The sequence below is a fragment of the Longibacter salinarum genome (assembly GCF_002554795.1).
GTDB lineage: Bacteria > Bacteroidota > Rhodothermia > Rhodothermales > Salinibacteraceae > Longibacter > Longibacter salinarum.
In genome coordinates, this window is the sequence record NZ_PDEQ01000007.1 from 1 (window position 1) to 23,333 (window position 23,333).

A 23,333-nucleotide genomic window follows, 5' to 3' on the forward strand; every position below is an offset into this window, starting at 1 on the left:
ACATGGTGCCACGGGCTCCATCAACTGTTCGGGCTTCAGTACGGAAGACGGTGCTGCGCCCCTGCTCCACAGCGGTCTCGATGACCCAGGTGTGATCGAGCTACAGCACCAAGTTCAAGATACAAGGTGTAGACGTGTTAACGTGTTGACGTGTTAAGGTATTAACGTCTTCTGGTGCGTCCACCTGTACCGAATCGGACCGGCTCGCCCGTTCCCCCTTTCTCCCTTCCCCCTTTCTCCCTTCCCCCACACCCCAAACCTCATCCCCCACACACCTCATCCCTCTTCACAGTTTATCGTTGACGTGGCAGCGTGAATTTGGGGGTTCTATTTATTACTATTTGTTGGCCTTATTCCCCCACCTCCCTGCTTCCATGTACGACGAACCGAGCCGGTCTCGATTTACCGTATTTCTTTCATCTCTGTTTTTCATCTTGCTCGTCGTTCCGTCTGCGTGCCCGGGCGGTGGAGGAATCATCGGAACCGCAGTAGCCCAGCACGACCCGGACGATCAAGCAAAGCGACCCGTTGATGCCCTTCACGGGCTGGTCCAGCAGCGGTCGAAAGCCGCTCCGCATGTCTTGCCTGATCGTCGGGATAGGCCGGCTGAAGTACAGCGACTATTACTGAGGCGAACGGCCAACCGCACTGCCGACCCGGGGATCCCGCTCGCGCTCCACAACGTCCCCGTCGAAGCCCCCGTACGCCGGATCGGAGGCAAGCGGTGGCCGAACCCCGACATGAACTTCGGCTTTCCGGGCCTGCCCAGACCCGCGGGCGACGTGAACGACGATGGCATTCGTGATATCCTGTACCCGCTTTGGGGCGTCGCCGATGAGCGAACGTCGACGATTTCGGACCGGACGCACAAGAGCCTCGTCAGCTTCGGGGGCCAAGCGTTCGGCACACAGCTGTATGATGTCTCAAGTTTCGACGTGTTCACGTTCGTCGGTAACATCGTGGGAGGTCCGGAAGCTGATGCCATCACCACCTCCCCCCAAGAGACACCCCGCGTCTACAAAGGTGGACCGCAAGGGCACACCTATGTCGGAAGCCTCCCGAAGGACATTACGTTTGGCCGATGGAATTGGGATAGAGCCGTAGATGTGGACGGCGACGGCTACGACGATGTGATTACCACTCTCAGCTTCGCGAACACGGTCGAAATATTATACGGAGGACCGACATTTTCAGACCTTGTTATTGTCGAGTATGACCTCCCGGAGCAGATGCGCGACAATTCTTATTCGTATGCCATTGTCGACATTACAGGCGACCAAACCGCCGAAATCGTTCGTCTAGGTAAATCGGATGTATCCGGTGAGGTCGTGGAGATCGGAATCTTCGATGTCGTATCGCACCGGGGAGCTCCTCTCGCCGAAATCGAACAGTTCTTTCCCTCCGTTCCCGTGTATTCGGATGTAGATCCGAGTGACATCCCGCTGCTTTCGGCCGACATCACGGGCAGTGGTTCTCCTGAACTCCTGCTCCTAGGTAAATCCTACCGCGGCGAGCTGAATGAAACGTACGTGTTCACACGCGACACCGGATCCTATGCTGCTGCGCCGGCCGCAGTATACCCCGAGATGGATCTGCGCCTCATTGGGGACGTGAACGACGACGGTCGACAAGACCTGGCGTACCCGAGCGGAGAGGAAACCACCGTTGCCTTTGGTCCGCGCAGCGTATCCGACGGCCTGAGCGCAAGTCATACCATTCGCGGTACCCTATCGCCTTCGATCCTCGGAGACGTTACAGGAGACGGTCGAGATGACCTACTCTACCTTGCGAACGGTTCAGAGTACCGGATCGAACGTCTCGACTTTCAGGGGACGGATCAGATACAGGACCGGCAAACGCTTGTACTCGACGAAGCAAAGCACGGAGCGTACGGCATTCGAGAGACCCAGCGCATCGGCGATGTGGACGGGGACGGAGCAGATGATTACGCCCTGATTCGCGTAGAGGGAATTGTCGATGTGTACACTGGGGATCCAGCCGTGCAAGCGTCGCCGCACCTTCGCATTACGGGGCCCGCAGCATTTCCGGCGACTCGCGATCATGCGGGGAAAACCGTTGCTGTGGGCGACTTTACCGGGGACGGAGCGAGCGACCTGGCAATTCGATGGAACAGGAAAGATGAGTTCGTGGGTGTCTACGACCTGAGCAACGGAGGCACGAAGATCCACTCGGTCGGGCTATCGAATCTTGGGGTGTCGAACGATGCGCCCGGGTTGCCAGACGGGACGCATGGCCCCAACGCCTCCATCGCAAACCTGGGCGACATCAATGACGACGGCGCCGACGACCTCGGCATCACGTTGCCCGATGTCGAAATCATGGATGACGACCGCGTTCACGTCTTCTTTGGTGGCTCTACGCTGTCGCCCTCGCCCGATCTAGTGGTCCGGTCGTATGCATCGGGGGTTGGGGAGCACTTCGGCCAGGTACTTCTCGGTCTCGGCGATATCAACGGCGACGGCATCGACGATTTTGCCGTTTCAGACGCCGACAGCCGCTACACCGGCATCTTGCCGCGTACAGATCTGCTGCAGAACGCATCGTTCGGTGCGTTCTTCGTGCACTATGGGACGTCGTCACCCTCCGGTTCTTTCGACCGCGCCGACCTGACCCTCGGAATCCCTGAGACCGAGTTTCAAGATGGCAAATCCATCGTGCGCCATGGGGCAGGAGCGACAATGGCCGCGGCCGACGTAAACGCGGACGGCCACCCTGATCTTGTCACGACCACCTACTACAACCTCGCAACCTACCCGCAAACCGGGCAGGGAGCCCTTTATGTGTTTTACGGCGGCAGTGGATTCGATGCAACGCCGGACCAGATTGCAGCAGTACCCAGTGTCGTGGATTATTTTCCATGGGGTCCTGATGCAACGTACATCCTGGGAAATCTATCAACGGTGCCCGCAGTAAACGCCGGTGATGGGGACGGACTATTTCTCAGTGCCGGGCATTCTGGAGCCGGCGTGGTGTGGCAACCCGATGCTCAGTCAACTCATACCCTAGAGGTGACGCGTGTGCTTCGTGGCCCCGATCAGTACGGCGGGCTCGGCCCATCGGGCTGGATCTTTTCTGGATCGAAAGCCGCAAAATCCGCAATCGCAGATTTTGACGGAGATGGACGGACAGAGGCAATCCTGGTTCAGCGAGCCAGCAAGGACTTTCAACACACCCCTGCCTACGTTTTCGAGTTCGGGAGCCAGATGATGTCTCCACCGACGGCCGACGCATGTGCGACAGTGCAGAACGTAACAGCACCGGACACGCAGCCCGACCTTCCCTTCCCCAGTCTGGGCGTCACTCTCGTCATGGGCAGAGAGACAAGCGGCCAAGGCGACGTGACTGTTTGCCGATACGACACGGAGCCTGTGGACCCGGCCCGCACGATGAACAAAATTAATCTCGCAGATTACAGCTTCTCAATTCTACAGGAGGGAGATCTTACCCTAGGCGAATTGAGCAGCGTGCGCTTCGACGCGACGGGATTGCCCGGCCTGGACGAGCCGGGAGCCATCACAGTCTTTCAACGCCCCCTGGTCGGCACAGGTAGCTTCGGTATAATCAAGGGCAACTACGATGAGGCGGCCGGTGAGCTCGTTCGGTTCATCGACATGTTTGGCGAGTTTGCGTTCACGTCGGATGTCGACCCACTGCCGGTGGAACTGGCGAGGTTTGACGCTCACGTTGCCGGCGAAAACGTCGCGTTGACATGGCAGACGCTGTCAGAAACGGGCAATGATGGATTTGCTATCGAACGCCGAGCTGAGGAGCCACCCGGTGCAGAGAAGAACCAGGCGTGGACCCGCGTCGGATTCGTGGACGGAGCAGGCACAACGACTGCCCCCCAAGACTACCGATTCCTTGACCGCAGCGTACCGTACGAGGCTGAGCACATCACCTACCGCCTGCGGCAGATCGACGTGGATGGCACCGAGACGGTGTCAGAACCGGTGACAGCACGATTCAATGTCCCGAACGAACTGCGTCTGCACAAGACCGGCCCGAATCCCGTGACGAACACGATCACCGTTCGATACGAAACTCCGCAAAGCGGCGTGGTGCGCCTGTCCCTCTATAATGTGCTGGGACAGAGGGTAAAAACAGTGCACCTCGGAAGTCCAGGGGCAGGCAGGCACCGAACGCAAATTGACGTTCGCGACCTCGCGAGCGGGACGTACTTCCTACGGATGAAGCACAAGACTGGCATGGCAACGCAACAATTCACCGTGGTCCGATGATGATCTGAGGCAACACCGCCTGTGGATGCGTCCACGTTCGCTCTTACGCTGCACGGAAACTCTTCCCAACGGTGCCCCCATTCCCACATCCCAAACCTCATACCTCAAACCCCGAAACTCATTCGCTCTTTCTCAACCATTTCGCTGGATCATGTCACGGGGCGGTACGTAGGAGGCGGTCCGAAGCGGGAATAGCTCAGGGGTAGAGCATCAGCTTCCCAAGCTGAGGGCCGCGGGTTCGAATCCCGTTTCCCGCTCATTTCGAGATCGAAGTTCGAAACTCGAAATGCGAAGTGCACTTCGAAATTAGCCTTTCGCACTTCGACCTGGACTTGGGCGATTAGCTCAGTTGGTTTAGAGCACCTCCCTTACAAGGAGGGGGTCGTTGGTTCGAATCCAACATCGCCCACATTCAACTCTCCGAAGCCTCTGCTCTCCGCAGGGGCTTTTTTGTTTGGGTGCGGCACATGTCCTGATGCTGCAATGCTATCACTCGAGATTGCTCCGATCGTCTATTTCGGAGAAGCAAGCCCGCCTCTCTCGACGCCAACTCACGGTTTGCCCGAACAAAAACGCCCCGCCGTTCCCTGCCGCCGCGACTGGGCGAGCAGTAAAACCGGCGAGGCGTGAATCGCTGGGCGATGCGATGCCCACATCTTAGGCTTCGACGACGCGCATCGTGCCCTGCATCATCATGTAGTGGCCCGGGAAGGTGCAGATGTACGTGTACGTGCCCGGCTCGCTCGGCACGGTGAACGTCATCGTGACCGTCTCGCCCGGGTCCGCCAGGTCGGTGGCCGCGACGATGGCATCGAGCTCCGGAACGTAGCCACTGTCAGACGCCTGCGATGCCGCCGTTCCCACGCGCTGGACGAGGTCGTCGCCCTCGCCGTTCAGGATCACGACGTTGTGCTTCATCGCAGGGCTCGACGCGGTGTTGTCGAATGTGAGCGTCACTTCCGTGCCGGCTTCGACGGTGAACTCGGTCTGCTCATACTTCATCTGGTTTCCTACAGGCTCGATGGTGACCTCGGACACGGCTTCCGTCGCCGAAGACGTCGCCGACTTCGATGCCTTGTCGGAGGTCTCCGTGTCGGAGCCGCCGCAGCCGACAAAAGCAACCATCAGGAAAAGAGAAACGAAAAGGGAGAGGATACGCATGGGGACTTAGGGCCTCTGTGGGTGAAGGAACGAATGGACGGCTGAAAACCGGCCCAACAGGCCGAAAAGCCGGGAAGCACCCGGACGTTCAGCAGCCGCCTCCTATTTAGATCCGTTATACACAGTGATTACCTAATGGCGCCTCTCGGTGGTCCTGACACACGAAGAGACGGACCTCGATTCGCCTGATTTTCTCCGGACAATGCGCCGGGCAAAAGGAAAACAAATCCCCACCGATCGAGATCACGGATTCCTCGAACGTAGTCGGCGATGTTCAGAGCTTCCGCCTCGGGTCCCGTCCGCGACGTGCCGTGAACAGCAACGTTCAATCGGTCCAACCCGGACTCTACTGTTTACCCCTGAGCGCACGTCGCCTCTCCGCCGGTGCCGTCACCCTCCTCTTCCCCGAGTCACGGGAGACCGACAATATGATTTGACGGTCTCGGTATACGACCGTACTTTAGGCCAACCGAATCTCTTTTTTAGGTAAGCCTAAAACACCGAGATGAACGCCTTCTGTGTGTTCAGCACGATTCTTCTCCTCCTGACTCTCGCACCCGTAGCACACGGACAGGGAGTGATCACAGGGCTCGTCACCGGGAATGGTGCGCCGCTCCCGGGGACCAACGTCCGACTACAGGAGTCCACGCAGGGGGCCGCGACTCAGTCCGACGGGACATACCGCATCACAGGTGTCACACCGGGAACGCACATCCTGGTGGTCTCAGCAATGGGCTTCGAGACAACACAAAGAGCTGTCACGGTCGATGCCGGCAAGACGGTGCGCATCGACATTACACTGAGCGAGGCGGTTCTTCGGGGAGAAGAGGTCGTGGTGACGGGGACCATGCGGGAGCAGTACGTCAGGGACTCGCCGGTGAAGGTCGAGGTGATGACGTCGGAGCGACTGCAGCGCGCGCAGACGACCTCCAACCTGATGGACGTGATCGGGAGCGTGAATGGCCTGACCACCCAGCTCAACTGTGGCGTCTGCGGGACGAACGCGATCCGGATTAACGGGGTCGAGGGGCCGAACACAGCGGTTCTGATCGACGGCATGCCGGTGATGGGCGCCCTCGCCAGCGTGTATGGCCTCAACGGCATCAGCCCGGCCATCATCGACCAGGTGGAGGTGATAAAAGGGCCTCAGTCGACCCTCTACGGCACACAGGCGCTCGGCGGCGTGGTCAACATCATCACGAAGGACCCGGACAACACGCCGACGTTTTCCGGCGAAGTGTACGGGCGCAGCACGGCCGAGGGAAGCGTGGACCTGGCCGTGTCCCCGTCGGCCGGCCGCGTCAACGGCTTCCTCAGCGCGACGGCGTTTCAGATGGAGAACTACGTTGACGACAATGGCGACGGCTTTGCCGACGTGCCGAAACGCTCGCGCCTGGGTATTTTCGGCAAGGGCACGCTGGAAAATCGGAGCGGCGTGACCGTCGGTAATGTAGCGGCGAAGTTTTACGGCGAGAACCGGACCGGTGGCGTGCGCGCGTACTCGGATGCCCAGCGCGGATCGGGCCGCACGTACGGCGAATCCATCTACACCCGGCGCGGCGAGGTGATGGCGAACTACATGCCGCCGTCCGTCGACGGCCTCCGCGTGGAAGGCGCCTTCACCTACCATGACCAGGACAGCTACTACGGCACAGAGCACTACGTCGCACAACAGGGCATTTCCTTCGCACAGGTGACGTACGCGATGCCCATGTCCGATGCCGTCGACCTGCTGGCGGGTAGCACGGTTCGCTACCAGACCTACAACGACAACACGCCCGCCACCTCGTCCGGGGCCGACCGGCGCGTTATCCCCGGCGTCTTCGGCCAGATGGAAGCGAGAGCCGGCGACCTGACCTTTCTTGCCGGGCTCCGCGTCGACCACCAGAAAACCCACGGATTCGTCAGAGCACCCCGGCTATCCGCGAAATACAGTCCATCGGATCGGACCACAATCCGCGCAGGGACCGGGACGGGCTTTCGCATCGTCAACGTGTTCACCGAGGATCACGCAGCGCTGACCGGGTCCCGCGATGTCGTGTTTACCGAGGACCTGAAGCCGGAACGCTCGCGCAGCATCACAACGAGCATCGAGCACATTTTCCCGCTCCGTGCCAACCCGCTGACCGTCACGGTCGACGGGTTCTACACGCGCTTCTCCAACAAAATCATCCCGGACTACGACCAGGACCCGTCCCTCATCGTCTACGAAAACCTGGATGGCTTTTCCGTCACGCGTGGATTCTCGATTGGACTCGACCAAAACCTGACGGCCCTCCCGCTGACATACAACCTCGGCTTCACGCTGACGGACGTGTTTACCGAGGAAAACGGAACGCGCCGGGCGGTCGCCTACGCGCCGGACTACACCGGAACGGCCGGCGTCACGTACCAGATTCGGTCGATCGGCGTCGAACTCGACTATGCCGCGCGCCTCGTCGGGCCGAAGCGGATGCCGGATGTTTACGTCGATACCTTCCGACGCGACCAGACCTCGCCGGTCCACTCGACGCACGACCTGAAACTCGAAAAAGCGTTCGGGAGCGTTACTAGCGATGCGGGTCTGGGCATCGACGTCTTTGTCTCCGTGGAAAACGTCTTCGACCACACGCAGGGAAGCCCACTCGTCGACGCAGAAACACCGTTCAGCCCGGACTTCGACACGATTTACACGTGGGGCCCGATCGTCGGACGGACCTTCGCGCTCGGCGCCCGGCTGAATCTGCGGTGAGATCCCCGCGACGCGTTGCCTCAATCGTCCCCCGACCCAGCCAGCCGTCATGCTCCGGACACGTCACCTACCCATTCTCCACCGATGGACCCTGATCCTCGCACTGTCGGTGCTGGGATACGCATCGGCCGTGCCAGAGGCGTCCGCGGCACAGCCGATCGAGTGGCGCTCCTTTGAGACCGCCCTCGCCGTTGCCGACGCCACCGACCGCTGGATCCTCGTCGACATCTACGCGCCGTGGTGCGGGTGGTGCTACAAAATGAAGCGGGAGACCTACCCGTCCGTCTTCGAGGACAGGGAGCGACCATTCGTCCTGACGCGCCTGAACCGGGATGATCGTGACACCATGCATCGATACCGGGGTCGTCGCCTCTCCTCCCGGCAACTGGCGAAAGAATTGGGCGCCCACGGCGTGCCCGCGGTGGCGATTCTCGATGCCTCGGGCACCCTCGTGTTTAACGTCTCGGGGTTCATCCGGCCGGAGCTGCTCCACAACATCCTCACCTACATTCGCACGGAGGCCTACCGGACGGCTTCGTTCGAGGCGTTCCAGGCCTCACAATCACGTCGCCCAGAGCCTCACCGCACAGTCTCACCGGACGACGACTGATCGCAGACCGCCTGTTCACCCACGGTCTCGGGCCGAAAGAATACGTATCGTCGCATTACGGGCACGATCGCTGATCATCGGGTCGAGAAACCGGCTGCCATCGTACTTCTCCCTGTATGCATCGTCGATGCGGTCGAGCAACACGTCGTCGTTGACCGGTTCGAATGCGACGTCTCTCGTCTCGCCTGCGGCCTCGATCCGACCGGCCCCTTCCCGCATGGCCGCCTGATGCCAGCTTGAGTCTCGCCCGTTGTAGGCACGAACGAAGAGATCCCCGTCGACGGACACGCACCAAATCCAGGTCGGCGTGCCGTACGTTTCGCCGTCTTGACGAAAGGGTGCGACGTGCAAATCATCGGACTCGACGATGTCACGCAACTCGGTTTCCAGCCAGTCGCTCATGCTTATTTCGACGTTGATGTGGGCAGAACAAGAGTCTGAATTCGGAATGACGCAGCGACGGATTACTCGTCTGCTCCCTCTCGATATTCGTCGTCCGTAACCGGGTCCATCCATTCGACGACCGAGCCATTCTTCTCTTCCTGGATGGCAATGTGGCTCATCGACTGGCTCGGTGTTGCACCGTGCCAGTGCTCAACTCCGGGTGGGGTCCACACCACGTCTCCGGGCTCAATCTTCCGCCGCTCGCCGCCACGCTGCTGAACCCATCCGTGGCCAGACGTAACGGCCAGCCGCTGGCCGCGGGGATGACTGTGCCATGCTGTGCGCGCGCCGGGAGCGAACAGGACCCGGGCGGCCGACGCACGAGCCGCCTCGTTCGGGCTAAACAACGGTTCGATAATCGCCGTCCCGGTGAAATACTCGGACGAGCCGACGGAGGCCGGACGCGAGTCGAGCTCCGAAACCTCCATTTGCTGGCCCTGAGCAGGCAGGGCCGTCAGAACAACGAGAACGGTGGTCAATGCGATCAGTCGAGTCATGGGATTTGTTGCTGAAATGATTGTGGCGGTAAGATCCGAGAGGTGGTCGTGCCTTCTGAGAAATGCTTGCGTTCGACCCATGCCGCTTGCGGTCGAAGCCGGCCGCCGGCACTTACCAGGGCTGCGTCGTCGGGCCGACAGTGAACTCATTGACGTTCGTGTCGTCGGGCTGGTCGATCGCGAACGCCACGACATTCGCGATGCGGTCCGGGGAGATGCCGTGCTGTTCGTACAGCCCCTCCATCTGCTCCGCCGCGCCTTCGTGACTGATGGAATCGAGCAATTCGGTGTTGATCGCGGCTGGGTAGATCGTCGCGGTGCGGATGTTCGTCCCCTCCTGGGCCGATTCCATGCGGAGGATTTCCATAAAGTCGCGCACGAACCATTTCGTCCCGCCGTACACCGCGTTGCCCGGATAGGCCTTTAGTCCTGCGACGGACGAGGTCGCGATCACGTGCCCGGACTCCTGCTCGATAAAGGTCGGTAGCACCGCAGCGACGCCGTTCAGCACGCCGTTGATGTTGACATCGACCGTCTTTCGCCATTCGTCGGTCTTCATCGCCGAAAGCGGAGCCGTCGGCATGATGCCGGCATTCAAAAAGATGACGTCGACCCCGCCGAACGTGTCTTTTGCCACCTCCACGATCGCATCGTTTTCGGATGGGACGGTCACATCCAGCACCCGGTAGGCGGCCTGCCCGCCATCGGCCTCGATCTCGTCGACGATCTTCTGCAGCTTGCCCTCCCGTCGGGCGCCCAATACGACCTTTGCCCCTTTGCTCGCAAGTAATTTCGCGGTGGCCTCCCCGATGCCGGAAGATGCTCCGGTAATGACGACGACTTTGCCTTCGATATTGCTCATCGTTTGAACCCTTTTGTCATGTGCGTAAACCCGATTCGAGTGACAGAGGCTCAGCTTCGATAAGCCCGAGTCTTTCTCTGTCGTTCGGTTCACATGATATCGAGAGATCGCACGCGCACCTTGATCGATCTTCCAGAATGATTGTATCATCCTCCAGAATCGATCATGTCAGCGTGCGCGTCGTTGCAATATTCTCCATCGCGGCCGTACCCTGTTGAATCAGAAAACAGTCTCCATTCGACGAGACAGACTCAGAACAAACCGCGACAGGACCATGGCTGAGAACATGAACACGCGAGCCGTACAAACGGACTCTGACCATGCTCGCTCAGACCGTGACGCGTTACGAGAGAAGGCGGACCGGTCGGAACTCGTCGAGCGCATTACCCGAGCCATCCCCGACGACGGACGCGTCGAAGTGCTCGAGGGTCTGACGCTGCACCGCTCGTCAAAGCCGACCGAACCGCTACACAGCGTGTCGGAGCCGGCCCTCTGCGTGATGGCACAGGGAGCGAAGCTTGTCCACCTCGGCGACAACCATCATCGGTACGACCCCTACCACTACCTCCTGGTCACGTCCGAACTGCCGATCGCAGGGGAAATCGTGGAGGCGTCGAGGGACAAGCCGTACCTGAGCATGATCCTGTCTCTAGACGCCAATCTCGTGAGCTCCGTGATGGTCGAAGCCGGACACCCGGCTCCCAGCAACGCCTCCAGCGTGCGGGCCCTCGACGTGAGCCCTCTCGACAATGACCTGCTGAGTGCGATGGTGCGGCTGATCCGGTTGATCGAGTCGCCCGACGAAGCAGATGTCATCGGCCCGCTCATCAAGCGCGAGATCGTCTTTCGTCTCTTGCAGGGCGAACAGGGACGCCGACTCCGTCACATGGCGGTCATGAACGGGAGCGACCATCGCATCGCGAGTGTGATCCAGAAGCTCCATGACGACTTCGACCAGGCGATGGATGTTGAACGCCTCGCGGAAGAGGTCGGCATGAGCACGTCCAGCTTCTACGCGCACTTCAAGTCCGTCACCGACATGACGCCGCTCCAATTCCAAAAGCAACTCCGACTGCAGGAGGCGCGCCGGCTGATGCTCACTGAAGACCTGAACGCTTCCACCGCTGGCTACCGCGTCGGCTACAACAACGACGCGCAGTTCAACCGGGAATACAAACGCCTCTTCGGCCGACCGCCCATGCGCGACGTCCATCGGCTCCGGGAGTCGGCCGATGCCGCGGCCTTTTAGACGAACCAGGTAACATGTCACCTCCCTTGTCCTTACTGCGCCATCACGTTTGGATTTACCCAACGAAACGTCAATCGACTCGCGGTCGGGGCAGCAGGACAGCAATCCCAATAACCTACCCCCTACACGAGGTGTCCGACTGCGGCTACACCCGGTCACGTCAAAAGTAGGTCTACAGGATGAGAGTGACTTCCCACGTTCTCATACCGTACAGTCGGCGCTCCCGTCCCGCGCTCGGCTTCTGTGTCGGCATCATTCGCTTTGTCGTCATAGCCTTCATTGGCGAACCTGGGCATGACGCAACGACTCGACACAGACTCCCGCCTCCGTCATGCGTCGTAGAGACTTCCTCCGTCACGCCGGCCTCCTCGCGGGAACGGCTCCTGCCCTCGGCGCACTGGCACCGACCATCCGGAGCCGGCGGGCTGGGACGGTCGACCACGAGCGGCCTCGCCCGTTCGATCCGACGAGCTGGTCCGACGTCCGCGACCAGTTTGCGCTAACACGTTCGCACATCCACATGGCCAGCTTTCTGCTCGCGAGTCACCCGCGCCCCGTTGCCGAGGCGATCGAGCGTCATCGCAAAGGGTTCGACAAAGACCCGGCCACCTACTGGGGGGAACACTTTCGAAGCGCTGAACCGAACGTGCGGGCGGCAATCGGCACCTACCTTGGCGCGGATCCGGCGCACATCGCGCTCACCGACAGCACGACGATGGGCCTCGGGCTCGTCTACGGGGGGCTCGCTCTGAGGCCCGGGCAAGAGATTTTGACGACGCCGCATGGGCACTGGTCGACGCTCGAATCGCTCAACCTCCGTGCGAAGCGGACCGGAGCAAAGGTCAATACTGTGGCGCTGTACGACGACCCGGCAGAGACCTCCGTCGATATGGTCGTCAGTCGCATGCGCGGGGCGATCACCGACCAGACGCGCGTTCTTGCCGTGACGTGGGTTCACTCATCTACCGGCGTGAAACTACCGCTCTCGGACATGGCCGAAGCGCTACAGGACATCAACTCGGGACGGGAAAAGAAAGACCATGTGCTGTTCTGCGTCGACGGCGTCCACGGGCTGGGGATTGAGGACGTGACGGTCGAAGATCTGGGGTGCGACTTCCTCATGGCGGGCACGCACAAGTGGATGTTCGGCCCCCGCGGCACCGGACTCATCTGGGGGCGGCGCGATGCTTGGGACGCGCTGGATCCCATCATTCCAACGTTCGGCCCCAGCGTCGGCGTCTGGATCGGCGCGCTCCCTCCCGACACGCCCTACATCACGCCCGGGAGCGTCCATACGCCGGGAGGATTTCACTCCTTTGACCACCGCTGGGCGGTCGGCGAAGCCTTCCAGTTTCATCTCGACATCGGCAAAGACCGGATTCAGCAACGGATCCACGGGTTGAATACGCGAGCGAAAGAAGCCCTCGCATCGATGCCGCACGTGCGCATGTACACGCCAATGTCCCCGTCGCTGTCGGCCGGCATCATCTGCTTCGACGTTGACGAATACGCGCCCTCGGACGTTGTCGAGCACCTACGCAGCCAGAGCATCATCGCCAGCACCACGCCGTACCGGGAATCGTACGCGCGACTTGCTCCCAGCCTGTTGAACAACGAAGGTGAGGTGGATCGAACGATCGACGCCATTGCTGAACTGGGCTAACCAGGTCAACAGTCCAGAGCTGCTCGCAGTGCCGGGACGGCGTCGGTACGGATGACGTAGTGGTTCCAGTTGTCGGACGTGTCGGCCGGTGACTCCAGCCGGCTCGACGTGAGAAAAAGCTTACTTCCGTCGGGCGTGATGTACGGGTGCGTGTCGTTCGCCGACGTATTGACGGCCGGTCCTAGGTTCACGGGCGTAGACCAGCCGGTATCCTGGCGGGTCGCGATGTACAGATCCTCCTTTCCGTAGCCATCGTCTCGCCCCCACATAGCAAACAGAATGAATCGCTTTTCTGGATCGATATACGGGTTGTTCTCGCCTCCGTCGTCGACGAAGAGCATCGGATCGGCATTCACGGTGTCGCGAATGGATCCTTCGGCATCGATACGCCCGCGGTAGAAGCCCATTCCTTCGCCGCGAACGTACGTCCAGTAATAGATCGTCCCGTCCGAAGCGACGCCTGCGCGCTTCTCGCTGATACGCTTCGTCGTGGTCATGCGGGTAACGTCCGTCCACCCCGATGCTCGCGTGACGCGGTAGAATTCGTCCGCATCCAGAGGAGGAGCCGTGCTCGCAGAAGCGGAGGGACGATCCGAGCCGAACACGATGTATGCACCATCGGGCGTGATAGACGGCGCTCCCTCATCATACCGCTCCAGGTCGAACGGAGCAGGCCGCGGCGATGTCCAACCGGTGTCCGTACGCGTCACCATCGCGATACCGCTCTCTCCATCGCCCCGGTTCGTCGTGTGAAAGAAGAGCGTATCGCCTTCCGGCGTGTAGGCCGTACCGTACACCTTTTCACCTTCACGCGAGATCGTCCCGTCTCCCACGAGCGTCACGGAGTCCGTGACTTGTGCCCAGGCGAAGGGACGGGCCTCCTGCTCGGAAGCCGACCGGCAGCCGAAGAACAGCAGAGCACAGCAAAACGCGGCAATGAATGTGGCGAAACGGACGTGTCGCGAAAACGAGGACTGCATCATCATACGGAAAGAAGAACGGGACGGGATGAGTTTAGAACGCGTCGACGAAACGTTGTAAAGCATATTCTCGTCAGCGCTGAAAATCCCGTCACGTGCGACACGTTGTCGTCCTCCTGCGATAAGCCGGCAGTATGCGATCAGTCGGCAGTCCGGCGCCGAAACCGTGGGGCTCACCATCTTTGTCGATCGGCTCTACACGTCGCACGTCGAGATGGAGCACATCAATGACTTCCGGCTTGACACATTGATGCTGCATCGTATCTTCAAGGACAAACCGGCGCCTGCCTCATCGAACTACGTACAGCCATGTCATCCCCGTCCGCTTCTGCCACGTCCCGCCCGCCAAAGCACCTCTGGATCGTCGGCGGACTTTCTCTTCTCTGGAATGCGTTCGGCGCACTCGACTACCTGATGTCGCAGCTGCAGGTGGACGCCTACATGTCCCAGTTCACCCCGGATCAGCTCGAGTACTTCTACGGCTTTCCAGCCTGGGCGGACGCAGCCTGGGCGTTCGGCGTGTGGGGCGCGGTGGCCGGATCCGTGGGACTCCTGCTCCGCAAAGCCTGGGCGCAGTGGGCATTCGCCGTCTCTATCCTCGGCCTCGTCGGGTCGAGCACGTACTCCATGCTCTTGACCGACGGCATCGCGGTCATGGGCGGAACGGGCCCGCTGATCTTCTCGCTCGTCATCTGGCTCGTCACGATCGGGCTGTTCTTCTATGCGCGGTCGATGACGCAGCGGGGCGTTCTCGCGTGAGAGGCGGCCATCCAGCGTAACCGCTAGCGTCTCCTGCTATAAGTGAGGCGGACGACCTACTCTGCGCCATCATTCCTGCCCAGCCAGCGACGGACCTGTTCGTAGACACCCCGGTCACTCAACAGGTCAAAGTGGCTCAACCCGGAATGCAGGCTTTGGTTTGGTTGCGGGATGCCCAGCGAACGCTCGGGGTCATTGTGCCATCCCAGTGCGCTAGCGACCGGCACGAGTCCATCACCGCGCACATCCGGGCCGATCCCGCGTCCGTTTCGGAGCGTCGCTGCCGCAGCGTAGCACGTCACGTTCTTGGGAAGAGGGACCGCCGTCACGGGCTCGGTCTCGCTCCCCTCCACCACCGTCCCGTGACAAAGATCGTTGATGCCCGCGCTCCGGATCATCCCGACGCGTGCGATCGGAGCGGTGTACGGACTCTTCCCCAGGAGCCGATCCACCCACTGACCGGCGCGCTCAAGCGGAGCACCGTGGTGCGGCGTCCCCAAAAATACAAGCGTGCTCAGCCGCTTCGGCCACCTGTGACCGACCCTCTGTGCATGATAACATGCGCTCCGCGCGACGAGGCCGCCCATGCTGTGCCCGATGACAAACAGTTCGGACGCCGCGTCCGGCCACTCTTGCATGAGGCGTTCCAGAAGCCCGGCGAACTCGCGGCCGTTTTCGGAAATGGACCGGCCCGTGTTGTAGTGCAGGTAGAGCGGCGTGTACCCCAGATTGCGGGCCAGCGCGGCGCCGTGATCGTGCCCCTCCCGCCCCCACTGCAGGTCGTTCATGCAGAGGCCATGCAGTAGCACGAGCGGCGGCGAATCCGGAGACGCCATCTGGCGAGAAAGCGTGTCACGATCCAAAACGAGCGGGCGCCCCTTCACCCGAAACTGCATCGGGAGGGCAAGCGGATTCTTCGTTATCTCAAGATAATCACCCAACACTCCGTTCAACGCAGCCAGAACAGCTTCGCGCTTCGGGGAGACATCACCTCTCTGCTCCCGCTTCTCCAGCACCGGCCTGAGACCTCGTAACGCGGCACCCGCCCCGATCCCCGTCACCCGCGACAGGGTGCGGATCGTTCGGTACACGAACCCCGTGATGCCGCGCGTCTGTCCTCGACGTCCCTCGCCGACGATTGGAGCCAATCCAGAGATGTTGCGATGCATCGCTTCGACAATGTCCGTCATGCCCACGATGCCGTCAACAGCGAGCTGCTGAGCCCCCTGCAGGTCCGACAAGCGCCAATCCCAACCGTCATCGGGAGAGCGTTTCCCCGCCGGGTGTTCCTCGATTCGACTGACACGTTCAGGGTTCATAAGCATGCAAGACAGGTGTAGGCACGTCGAAAACGAACCCGTTCCATAGATGAGAATGTCGCCGCACCATTCGCGTACGCCCAGTGTTAGATCGGAGACCACCCAGCATGCATTTAACGGGCAGGTTCCCATGCGGCTCCGGCCGAAGGGACATTCGATCGTTACGTGGCCCCCGCTCGGCGCCGCCAACAAGTGTCCAGACAAGCGCTACCATGTAAATGAGTCCGTCAGAACCGACCAGATGACTCCAGCACGGACAGGCCGATGAATGTACCCTCTCTAGCGAGAATGGTCACGTGAACAACAACCAACGAGACCCGATGAAAACAGACGAGTCGCGAAAGCAGCGTTCGGTGCGCTACTGGATTCGTCAGCTGTACAATCAGCTCCTCGCCCTCCGGGAGCGTTCGGAATTCCTGCTCCTTCTTGCCGTCGCCATTCTTGCGGCGGGTGCAACGGGCTTCGCGGGCGTGGCAGATGCGGTCGTGGAAGGCGAAGCGCGCATGGTGGACCGGCACATCCTGCTGGCGTTCCGATCGGCGAGTGACCTCAGCGACCCGCTCGGAGGCCCTGCGGTGGAGGAGGCCGTCCGCGACCTCACCGCGCTCGGCAGCGTCCTCCTTACGTCGCTGTTCACCCTTCTCGTCGTCGGCTTTCAATTTCTCGACGGCCGACGCCGACGAGCTATCTTCGTCCTGGGTTCCGTCCTCACCGGCGTCGGCGTCATCTTCGCCCTGAAACTCGGGTTCGACCGTCCCCGCCCGGACCTGGTGCCACATGCCATGGAAGCTCTCTCCCCCAGCTTCCCGAGTGGACATGCAGCTACGTCGGCTGTGGTCTACCTGACGCTCGGCGCATTGGACGCGGAAGCCTTGCCTCGAAAACGCCTGAAGGTGTTTGCCATGGCCATCGCCCTTCTCATCACCATTGGCGTCGGCTTCAGCCGGGTGTACCTTGGCGTGCACTGGCCCACCGATGTGCTGGCCGGCTGGACCATCGGAGCCACCTGGGCACTGGCCTCCTGGCTCCTCGCCCGCGATTTCAGCCGGCGCGGCTGGATCGAAAGCGGTAGCCGCATCATCCAGCGGGACCCATGAACCCTGCAGCGGCTGACCCCGGATGTTCTACCGAATCGATCGCGACCCGTGATTACCGGACAAGCATTGACCAGTTCATGCGCAGGCCGACCGCGAACTCGAGCAACGTCCGGTCCTCGCAGAACGGAAACCACGCGTCTTGGCCACAGGCCCCTAGCTGTGGCGCATGCACACCAATCCGTCCGGACAGCCCGACGAGCGGCGTGATCAAGTAGTGGACCTGTCCGCCCGCTGCCCACCCAACCGAGAATCCATCGGGGGCGATCGGACGAACTTCACCGTCGCCTCCCTGCTCCGTGAATACGGCATCGACGCTCGTTCCGGTCGCGAGAACGTAAAGCTCTGGCAGGAAGCCGGCAGCCGGTTCGATCGGCTGAACGGCGACTCCTGCTGCAATCACACTCATCCGGGCATCTCCATCAAACGGCCGCTCGGAGCAGTTCGAGCCCGGCAAAACAAGACCCGTGCAGGGCGACCGGCGAATCGAACGGTGTTCTGTTTGATGGGAACCGGCGAGGCGTATGGCAAACCGCTCGCGGACCGGGAGATCGAGATAGCCGCCGATACCTGCCGGGCGCTGAAGCGCATTCCCGTATCCGGCGCGCGTCATCCCGACCTCGATGCCGAGCGCCTGCGCGACTGCACCGGACGACCCCGCAGAAAGAGAAAGGAGAACGACGAAAAGTGCGAGTCCGACGCGAACGGCATGACTGATCATCTCGGATACGAATCGCTTCAGGGGAACGGGGTGGCGGAGGCGAAGGCAAAGACAGAGCAGGAAAGCTGCTCGTTCGGGCAGACCTCCAACGTAGATACACGTATAGGCCGGCAAGTACCCCCGGGATCGGAGCGTCCTTGCACCGGCATGATGTTTCAGGCCGGATCCATGCTGACAACAGACCGCCGGTATTCGAGAACGGGACCAAGTTTCGGCTCTGCGTGGCGCTCAGCATTTAGTACGTCGGCTCGCCGTCCGACGTCACCTCCACGCGCGGGCCTTTGAAGGCCTCCGCCCCACCGTCATCGTCGGGAATTTGGACGTGGAGCTCGTACGTGCCGGTCGTGGAAGGAACGGTCAGGGTTCCGTCGAACGGCTGTCCTGCAGACGGGCGACGAAACGTTTTGTATGTGGGCTGACCAACAGGGACGAACGCGTAGCGCGTCGGTTTACGTTCGGCGACGACGAGCGAAAGCCTGACGGTTGTCGACTCACCGGGCGCCATTGCCCACGGCAACGGATCGGCGAGATAGGCCTGCACGCGGGCGAACACCTGGGTGGCACGGCTCGTGTGTTCGGATTCGGACAAACAAACACCGAGGTGTGTCCACTTGGCCTCCATGAGGGTCTCACGGTGGCCCGGACTCTTCATCCAGGAGTCGACGACCATCTCTGCCATATCGCGAGGCGCCCGCCCGCTAGTCGCAGCCCGGCTGTGCGCGTTCTCGGACGCCTCCCCAATCAGGCGCCGGTGTTCGCGCTGAACACGGTCCCACGGCATTCGATCGTCGGAGTCGTTATGACCGAGGTAGTTGTGCGCGATCATGTCCTGGTTGTGCCAGCACGCATTCTGGGCAAGAGTTGGGTCTTCTTTCACCACCGGAATGCCTTCCTTCTGACGCGTCTCGTTCGTTACCTCAAGAAGGTGTTCGTTGACATCGCTGCGTCGGTCCGCCAGATCGTGGTACTCGTCGGACCAGGGAGGCTGGTATGCGGTGCGCGTGTGCCGATCGGGCGGACCGTCGACCATGTAGCAAGAACCGCCTTTCCCGCCTCCGTCACACCGCATGTTGAGGTTGCCGCATGCGGTGAGTCCCCACGTCACCAGACATGCTGTGCAAAAGCCGATTAGAATACGCTGAAAACAGGAGAGAGACATCGCGCTCAGATAGGAGAGAGATTGATATCGCGTTTGAAGAAGCGTCATCCGAAACCATCAGTACGCCGGTTCGCCCGGCGGCTTCACCCAGACGCGCGGTCCGCCCACAACGGTGTACCGCCCACCACCTTTCGGGACGAGGACGCGCAGGGCATACGTCCCGGTGGATTCAGGAAGGTAGAGCTTTTCGGTCAGCGGTTGCCCCGTTCCTTCGTTGAACGCCTTCGCTAGGTTCTCGCCCGCCGGGGCCCACTCGTAACGCCTGGGTGGAGCCGGCGCCTTCTCCAACTGGAAAGAAACGGCGATCGAGTCCCCTGGCGACATGGTCCATGGCAGCGGCTCCTCCAGATACGCCCACGCCTGGGCAAACACCTGCGTCCCCCGGCTCGCAGATGAGTCCTGCGAGACGCACGCCCCGAGATGCGTCCAGTCGCGGTCGAGAATATTAGACCGATGACCGGTGCTGTTCATCCACTGCCGCATAATGCTTTCAGCCCACCGCATCTGGCTCTCACGAGAGGCATCCCGATCCATTCGCCCCGTCGTCAGGGTGTTTTCTCCAACCGTTCCGATCAGGCGTCGGTGCTCGCGAGCGACCCGGTCGGACGGCATGCGGTCGTCCGAGTCTTCGTGCCCCATGTAGCCGTGGCCGAGCATGTCCTGATTGTGCCAGCAGGCGATCTGCGAGAGGGTCGCGTCTTCCCTCAGCACCGATCGCCCCCTGTCGTTGCGCTCTGCGTTAGTCAGGCTTACGACCTCATCCGAAACCAGCGACCATCCGTAGGCGAGATCGTAATATTCGTCTGACCAGACCGGCTGGTATGAGGTACGAGAATGCTGCTCCGGCGGGCCATCGATTTGCGTACAGGAGTATCCCCCTCCAGCACCGTCACACCGCATGTTGACACTTCCACATCCGACGATAGAAACCATCAGCGCGACCACAGCAACCGCTAGGATGCTAGATCGGAGAACGGATCGCGTGAACATTCGAGAATAGGGACTTAGAGGAGAGAGGAACGAGACGTCTCGACAAGACAGGGCCAGTCGCTGCGACGACCGCGCGGAGACCATTCACTGACGGATGGTGACATCGGCGGGCATCGGATCGTCGGTGCCGCCGTACTGGCCAAAGGTGCCGCCCTTTACGACGTAGACTTGCTCTCGGGAGGTGTTGATTTTCCAGTAGAAGCCGTCCCACGACGAGCGGCGGGCGTGGTAAAGGAAAGGCTTTAGCTTCTCGACCTCCCATCCCTGTCGGTACGAAAGGACATCATCGTCCACCAGCATCTGCGGTCCAGCTGCGCCCCGGGACCCGGTAGCCGGATCGTACAGCCAGCGAGCGTTGGGAATGGTGACGGTGAACCGAGACGGGTTGTCGCCCGACCCACGTACCGACAGGTCGAAGCTCACCGCGTCGGACTCGCCGCCGAGGCGCCCAAACGTGCCGTTCTCGACGCGATAGACCGTCTGGCGAGACGTATTCACCTTCCAGTAGAAGTCGTCCCAATAGGTATAGCGGACGTGATACAGGAAAGGCTTGACCTCGCGGACATCCCAGTCGTCCCCATACGACAGCACGTGGTTATCGGCCGCCACCTGCGGCCCGTCCCACCCCGGCTCGTACACGATCGTTGTCTCGTCGAACCGCAACTGGATTTGCGCCGGGGGGGCGTTCGTCGCACTACCGGTCGCCGTCCTCTCTCTGGTTTCTGCCGTGGTGGCCTCACGCTCATCATCTGCTTCCCGAGCCGCCCTACGCTCGTACGTGCTCATGCCCGTTCCGGCCCAGAACGACGTGATGTAGTCGGCGCGATTCCGGCGATTGTTGTCGCGGCCAATGAAGCAGTGCCGCGTATGGCCCCGCGCCCAGTCGAGAGCCTTCTCGGCATCGATTTCGTTGTCGAGCATGGCCATGCGAGAGCGACCATCCGTCAGTACATATCCGTCACTCCCTTCATCGACGATGCGGAGGTCGGTCGGATCATATGAGATACAATCCGACTCCGGCGGCGCATCACCGTCCACGCTCGACTGGCCCTTCCAGTACTCGAACACGTAGGTGTCACGGTCGGCACGAGTGTTGTCGCGCCCGATGAAGCAATGGGACTCGTGCTGACGGGCAAGCGCTGCCATGTCTCGCGCGTCCCGCTCTGAAGCGGCCTGGAGCATGCGGCTCTGCCCGTCCGTGACGACGTATGCTCCACCGTCTCGCTCGACGCGAACCTCGGACGCATCAATGGCGATGCAGTCCTGGGAGCCGCCGGGCATACTGATGTTCTCCATCATGCTCTTGCATCCGGAAAAGACCATCAGGCCCAGCAGCAAGGCGGCGACCCCGACGACGGCAGGGGGATCGAAATGGACGTTCGGGAACGATGACGGCTCGGGAGAGGGATCGTAGCTGGAAAACGCCATGGAGAGAGGAGTCGCATTCGCTGGAAACGTCGATCTAGAGCTTGCCAGATTGCAACAGCCGAGGTGAGCTGATGCGTTTCGGCTGCGACCGTTTGGATTCAGTCGACTGGCACGTTCGGGATGCTAGCAGCGGGGCACGGCGGCAATACCTTTAATCGCGCACTTCAACGTATACGTAACGGAGGACGATTGAAAATGAAGACCGCCTGTTCACCGTTCACGGTCGTCACCGGAAACGCGTCTCTGACCGCTTCGGAAGAGGAAAAGCGAACGGAAAACGAGTAACATCCATCGTCCTCACACATGAACGCCGCGCCTCCCACCAGGCAATCTCACACGAACGCAAAGACTGCCGCCGGCAGAGCTCATAATTGCTCTGCTCCGACGGCAGTCTGCTACCCCTCCCAGGGTTCAGGCGAAGCCTGTCAACACCCATTCAGCGTGCCCGGTCCCGACACATCTCCTGATCAGTGGCCGAGGAACGGACCGATCGATCAGACGAAGAAGGCCTGTGAGCGGCTACCTCCGGCGAGCTTCAGCATTTCTCCCACGGTGATGATGTCCTCGAGATCGTCGATCAAGTCCTCGCGCTCAAGCTTGAACATCTCGACGGCGAGCTGACAGCCATAGATCTTTCCGCCGCCTGCGACGATCATCTCCAGGAATTCGGACACGGGCGGAATGTCGAGCTCTTCCATCTGCTTCTTCATGGCTTTCGACACCATCGCCTCGAACCCCGGCAGGCCTCCGACCATCGTCGGCAGGTAGCGGCTCAACGCCGGATTGCCGACCGTCGCCGTGTGCAGACCATCCTGCTTTTTCTTGGTAATGGCGTCCAGGCCAAAAAAGGTGAAGAAGAGATGCGTCTCGATGCCTTCCATCACGGCACCGTTCGCCATGATGAGCGCAGCGTACACGTCTTCGAGTGTGCCTTTTGAGCTGATGATGAGCACCCGTTCGAGTGAATCCTCATCGGTGGTTTTCTGGCCGAATTGTTCGGCGTATGAGAGGGGAGCTTCCATGACTGTCACCGTGGATTGAGCGCGTGGGACGTAGGCTTCCGTGCGGAGGACTCGATATTAGACGCAACTGGCGGGCTTCGGAATGCCCGCAATCTTGCTCGATATCTTGAGGGGTCCGCCGGGGAAGAGGTCGTAGAACTCTTTGATCGACACGATGCCCGATTTCCCGACGCGGCGGATCGTTAGTTTCGCACCGGACTCTTCCTGTTCACGCAGGAAGTTGATCACATCCCAGTGTTTGTCCGTCAGGTCGATCTCTTCGACAGCAGCGATTTCGCGCGCCATCTCCGGGATCCAGTCCGACATGTTCTGCAGGTAGCCTTCGGCGTCGAGGGCAACGGTCTGTCCGGCAAGTTGAACGTCCATGGTTTTTCAGGTCTGAGTT

19 protein-coding genes and 2 tRNA genes are annotated in these 23,333 nt (G+C 60.9%); 9 read left to right on the top strand and 12 right to left on the bottom strand.

The genetic code is table 11. The features are described from left to right. Nucleotides 1-374: 374 nt before the first annotated feature. From CRI94_RS13320 to CRI94_RS13330, 3 genes are all read left to right on the top strand, one after another. Nucleotides 375-4,259, top strand: coding sequence for a T9SS type A sorting domain-containing protein (locus CRI94_RS13320; RefSeq protein ID WP_098076676.1), 3,885 nt, complete (start codon nucleotides 375-377; stop codon nucleotides 4,257-4,259). A gap of 185 nt (nucleotides 4,260-4,444) precedes the next feature. After that, nucleotides 4,445-4,516, top strand: a tRNA-Gly gene (locus tag CRI94_RS13325). Between the two features lie 77 nt (nucleotides 4,517-4,593). Beyond that, a tRNA-Val gene (locus tag CRI94_RS13330) sits at nucleotides 4,594-4,668 on the top strand. A gap of 248 nt (nucleotides 4,669-4,916) precedes the next feature. On the opposite strand, the gene CRI94_RS13335 is transcribed toward CRI94_RS13330, so the two are convergent. Further along, a complete protein-coding gene (locus CRI94_RS13335; protein ID WP_098077189.1) occupies nucleotides 4,917-5,384 on the bottom strand; it encodes a plastocyanin/azurin family copper-binding protein in 468 nt (155 codons plus the stop codon). A 541-nt stretch (nucleotides 5,385-5,925) separates the two neighbouring features. Between CRI94_RS13335 and CRI94_RS18040 the strand changes: the two genes are divergently transcribed. Together CRI94_RS18040 and CRI94_RS13345 are read left to right on the top strand one after the other, a co-directional pair. Beyond that, nucleotides 5,926-8,151, top strand: coding sequence for a TonB-dependent receptor (locus tag CRI94_RS18040; protein WP_098076679.1), 2,226 nt, complete (start codon nucleotides 5,926-5,928; stop codon nucleotides 8,149-8,151). Nucleotides 8,152-8,200: 49 nt separating this feature from the next. Then, nucleotides 8,201-8,761, top strand: a complete 561-nt coding sequence (locus tag CRI94_RS13345) for a thioredoxin family protein (protein WP_098076682.1) — start codon at nucleotides 8,201-8,203, stop codon at nucleotides 8,759-8,761. A 15-nt stretch (nucleotides 8,762-8,776) separates the two neighbouring features. Here the strand turns inward: CRI94_RS13345 and CRI94_RS13350 are convergent, their stop codons facing one another. From CRI94_RS13350 to CRI94_RS13360, 3 genes are all read right to left on the bottom strand, one after another. Next, nucleotides 8,777-9,163, bottom strand: a complete 387-nt coding sequence (locus CRI94_RS13350) for a DUF2255 family protein (RefSeq protein ID WP_098076685.1) — start codon at nucleotides 9,161-9,163, stop codon at nucleotides 8,777-8,779. 62 nt (nucleotides 9,164-9,225) lie between these two features. After that, the gene (locus CRI94_RS13355) at nucleotides 9,226-9,702 is read right to left on the bottom strand and encodes a (R)-mandelonitrile lyase (protein ID WP_179862306.1); all 477 of its coding nucleotides are present in this window, start codon (nucleotides 9,700-9,702) and stop codon (nucleotides 9,226-9,228) included. 112 nt (nucleotides 9,703-9,814) lie between these two features. Then, nucleotides 9,815-10,564, bottom strand: coding sequence for an SDR family oxidoreductase (locus CRI94_RS13360; RefSeq protein ID WP_098077195.1), 750 nt, complete (start codon nucleotides 10,562-10,564; stop codon nucleotides 9,815-9,817). 274 nt (nucleotides 10,565-10,838) lie between these two features. Between CRI94_RS13360 and CRI94_RS13365 the strand changes: the two genes are divergently transcribed. Together CRI94_RS13365 and CRI94_RS13370 are read left to right on the top strand one after the other, a co-directional pair. Next, entirely contained in the window at nucleotides 10,839-11,813 is a 975-nt protein-coding gene (locus CRI94_RS13365) for an AraC family transcriptional regulator (protein ID WP_245846195.1), read from the top strand. Nucleotides 11,814-12,144: 331 nt separating this feature from the next. Further along, entirely contained in the window at nucleotides 12,145-13,476 is a 1,332-nt protein-coding gene (locus tag CRI94_RS13370; protein ID WP_098076688.1) for an aminotransferase class V-fold PLP-dependent enzyme, read from the top strand. Between the two features lie 5 nt (nucleotides 13,477-13,481). Here the strand turns inward: CRI94_RS13370 and CRI94_RS13375 are convergent, their stop codons facing one another. Continuing rightward, nucleotides 13,482-14,462: a TolB-like translocation protein gene (locus tag CRI94_RS13375; protein ID WP_179862307.1), complete on the bottom strand. Its 981-nt coding sequence runs from the start codon at nucleotides 14,460-14,462 to the stop codon at nucleotides 13,482-13,484. 303 nt (nucleotides 14,463-14,765) lie between these two features. On the opposite strand from CRI94_RS13375, the gene CRI94_RS17740 reads away from it, so the two are divergent. Beyond that, nucleotides 14,766-15,215 carry a hypothetical protein gene (locus CRI94_RS17740; protein WP_098076694.1) on the top strand — a complete coding sequence of 150 codons (450 nt, stop codon included), beginning with the start codon at nucleotides 14,766-14,768 and terminating at the stop codon, nucleotides 15,213-15,215. 56 nt (nucleotides 15,216-15,271) lie between these two features. Here CRI94_RS17740 and CRI94_RS13385 read toward each other — a convergent pair whose 3' ends face one another. Then, a complete protein-coding gene (locus CRI94_RS13385) occupies nucleotides 15,272-16,534 on the bottom strand; it encodes an esterase/lipase family protein (RefSeq protein WP_098077201.1) in 1,263 nt (420 codons plus the stop codon). 320 nt (nucleotides 16,535-16,854) lie between these two features. Between CRI94_RS13385 and CRI94_RS13390 the strand changes: the two genes are divergently transcribed. Further along, nucleotides 16,855-17,631, top strand: a complete 777-nt coding sequence (locus tag CRI94_RS13390; protein WP_098077204.1) for a phosphatase PAP2 family protein — start codon at nucleotides 16,855-16,857, stop codon at nucleotides 17,629-17,631. A 52-nt stretch (nucleotides 17,632-17,683) separates the two neighbouring features. Here CRI94_RS13390 and CRI94_RS13395 read toward each other — a convergent pair whose 3' ends face one another. The 6 genes from CRI94_RS13395 to CRI94_RS13420 all read right to left on the bottom strand — a co-directional run bounded on the left by CRI94_RS13395 (nucleotide 17,684) and on the right by CRI94_RS13420 (nucleotide 23,314). Further along, a complete protein-coding gene (locus tag CRI94_RS13395; protein WP_179862308.1) occupies nucleotides 17,684-18,463 on the bottom strand; it encodes a hypothetical protein in 780 nt (259 codons plus the stop codon). 121 nt (nucleotides 18,464-18,584) lie between these two features. Then, nucleotides 18,585-19,508 (bottom strand): CAP domain-containing protein, encoded by a 924-nt coding sequence (locus CRI94_RS13400; protein WP_179862309.1) that lies wholly within the window; start codon nucleotides 19,506-19,508, stop codon nucleotides 18,585-18,587. 57 nt (nucleotides 19,509-19,565) lie between these two features. After that, nucleotides 19,566-20,498 (bottom strand): CAP domain-containing protein, encoded by a 933-nt coding sequence (locus tag CRI94_RS13405; RefSeq protein ID WP_179862310.1) that lies wholly within the window; start codon nucleotides 20,496-20,498, stop codon nucleotides 19,566-19,568. A gap of 84 nt (nucleotides 20,499-20,582) precedes the next feature. After that, nucleotides 20,583-21,926: a hypothetical protein gene (locus CRI94_RS13410; protein WP_098076706.1), complete on the bottom strand. Its 1,344-nt coding sequence runs from the start codon at nucleotides 21,924-21,926 to the stop codon at nucleotides 20,583-20,585. 494 nt (nucleotides 21,927-22,420) lie between these two features. After that, complete coding sequence (locus CRI94_RS13415; protein ID WP_098076710.1) at nucleotides 22,421-22,948, bottom strand: DsrE/DsrF/DrsH-like family protein; 528 nt, start codon at nucleotides 22,946-22,948, stop codon at nucleotides 22,421-22,423. Between the two features lie 57 nt (nucleotides 22,949-23,005). Next, nucleotides 23,006-23,314, bottom strand: coding sequence for a TusE/DsrC/DsvC family sulfur relay protein (locus CRI94_RS13420; protein WP_098076713.1), 309 nt, complete (start codon nucleotides 23,312-23,314; stop codon nucleotides 23,006-23,008). Nucleotides 23,315-23,333: the final 19 nt, after the last annotated feature.

What these genes read in the sequence shown, in the direction of transcription:
- CRI94_RS13420 (WP_098076713.1), bottom strand. Translation starts at nt 23,314, where the DNA reads ATGGACGTTCAACTTGCCGGACAGACCGTTGCCCTCGACGCCGAAGGC.
- CRI94_RS13360 (WP_098077195.1), bottom strand. Translation starts at nt 10,564, where the DNA reads ATGAGCAATATCGAAGGCAAAGTCGTCGTCATTACCGGAGCATCTTCC.
- CRI94_RS13410 (WP_098076706.1), bottom strand. Translation starts at nt 21,926, where the DNA reads ATGGCGTTTTCCAGCTACGATCCCTCTCCCGAGCCGTCATCGTTCCCG.
- CRI94_RS13355 (WP_179862306.1), bottom strand. Translation starts at nt 9,702, where the DNA reads ATGACTCGACTGATCGCATTGACCACCGTTCTCGTTGTTCTGACGGCC.
- CRI94_RS13390 (WP_098077204.1), top strand. Translation starts at nt 16,855, where the DNA reads ATGAAAACAGACGAGTCGCGAAAGCAGCGTTCGGTGCGCTACTGGATT.
- CRI94_RS13335 (WP_098077189.1), bottom strand. Translation starts at nt 5,384, where the DNA reads ATGGTTGCTTTTGTCGGCTGCGGCGGCTCCGACACGGAGACCTCCGAC.
- CRI94_RS13405 (WP_179862310.1), bottom strand. Translation starts at nt 20,498, where the DNA reads ATGTTCACGCGATCCGTTCTCCGATCTAGCATCCTAGCGGTTGCTGTG.
- CRI94_RS18040 (WP_098076679.1), top strand. Translation starts at nt 5,926, where the DNA reads ATGAACGCCTTCTGTGTGTTCAGCACGATTCTTCTCCTCCTGACTCTC.
- CRI94_RS13320 (WP_098076676.1), top strand. Translation starts at nt 375, where the DNA reads ATGTACGACGAACCGAGCCGGTCTCGATTTACCGTATTTCTTTCATCT.
- CRI94_RS13385 (WP_098077201.1), bottom strand. Translation starts at nt 16,534, where the DNA reads ATGAACCCTGAACGTGTCAGTCGAATCGAGGAACACCCGGCGGGGAAA.
- CRI94_RS13400 (WP_179862309.1), bottom strand. Translation starts at nt 19,508, where the DNA reads ATGTCTCTCTCCTGTTTTCAGCGTATTCTAATCGGCTTTTGCACAGCA.
- CRI94_RS13370 (WP_098076688.1), top strand. Translation starts at nt 12,145, where the DNA reads ATGCGTCGTAGAGACTTCCTCCGTCACGCCGGCCTCCTCGCGGGAACG.
- CRI94_RS17740 (WP_098076694.1), top strand. Translation starts at nt 14,766, where the DNA reads ATGTCATCCCCGTCCGCTTCTGCCACGTCCCGCCCGCCAAAGCACCTC.
- CRI94_RS13365 (WP_245846195.1), top strand. Translation starts at nt 10,839, where the DNA reads ATGGCTGAGAACATGAACACGCGAGCCGTACAAACGGACTCTGACCAT.
- CRI94_RS13345 (WP_098076682.1), top strand. Translation starts at nt 8,201, where the DNA reads ATGCTCCGGACACGTCACCTACCCATTCTCCACCGATGGACCCTGATC.
- CRI94_RS13375 (WP_179862307.1), bottom strand. Translation starts at nt 14,462, where the DNA reads ATGATGATGCAGTCCTCGTTTTCGCGACACGTCCGTTTCGCCACATTC.
- CRI94_RS13350 (WP_098076685.1), bottom strand. Translation starts at nt 9,163, where the DNA reads ATGAGCGACTGGCTGGAAACCGAGTTGCGTGACATCGTCGAGTCCGAT.
- CRI94_RS13415 (WP_098076710.1), bottom strand. Translation starts at nt 22,948, where the DNA reads ATGGAAGCTCCCCTCTCATACGCCGAACAATTCGGCCAGAAAACCACC.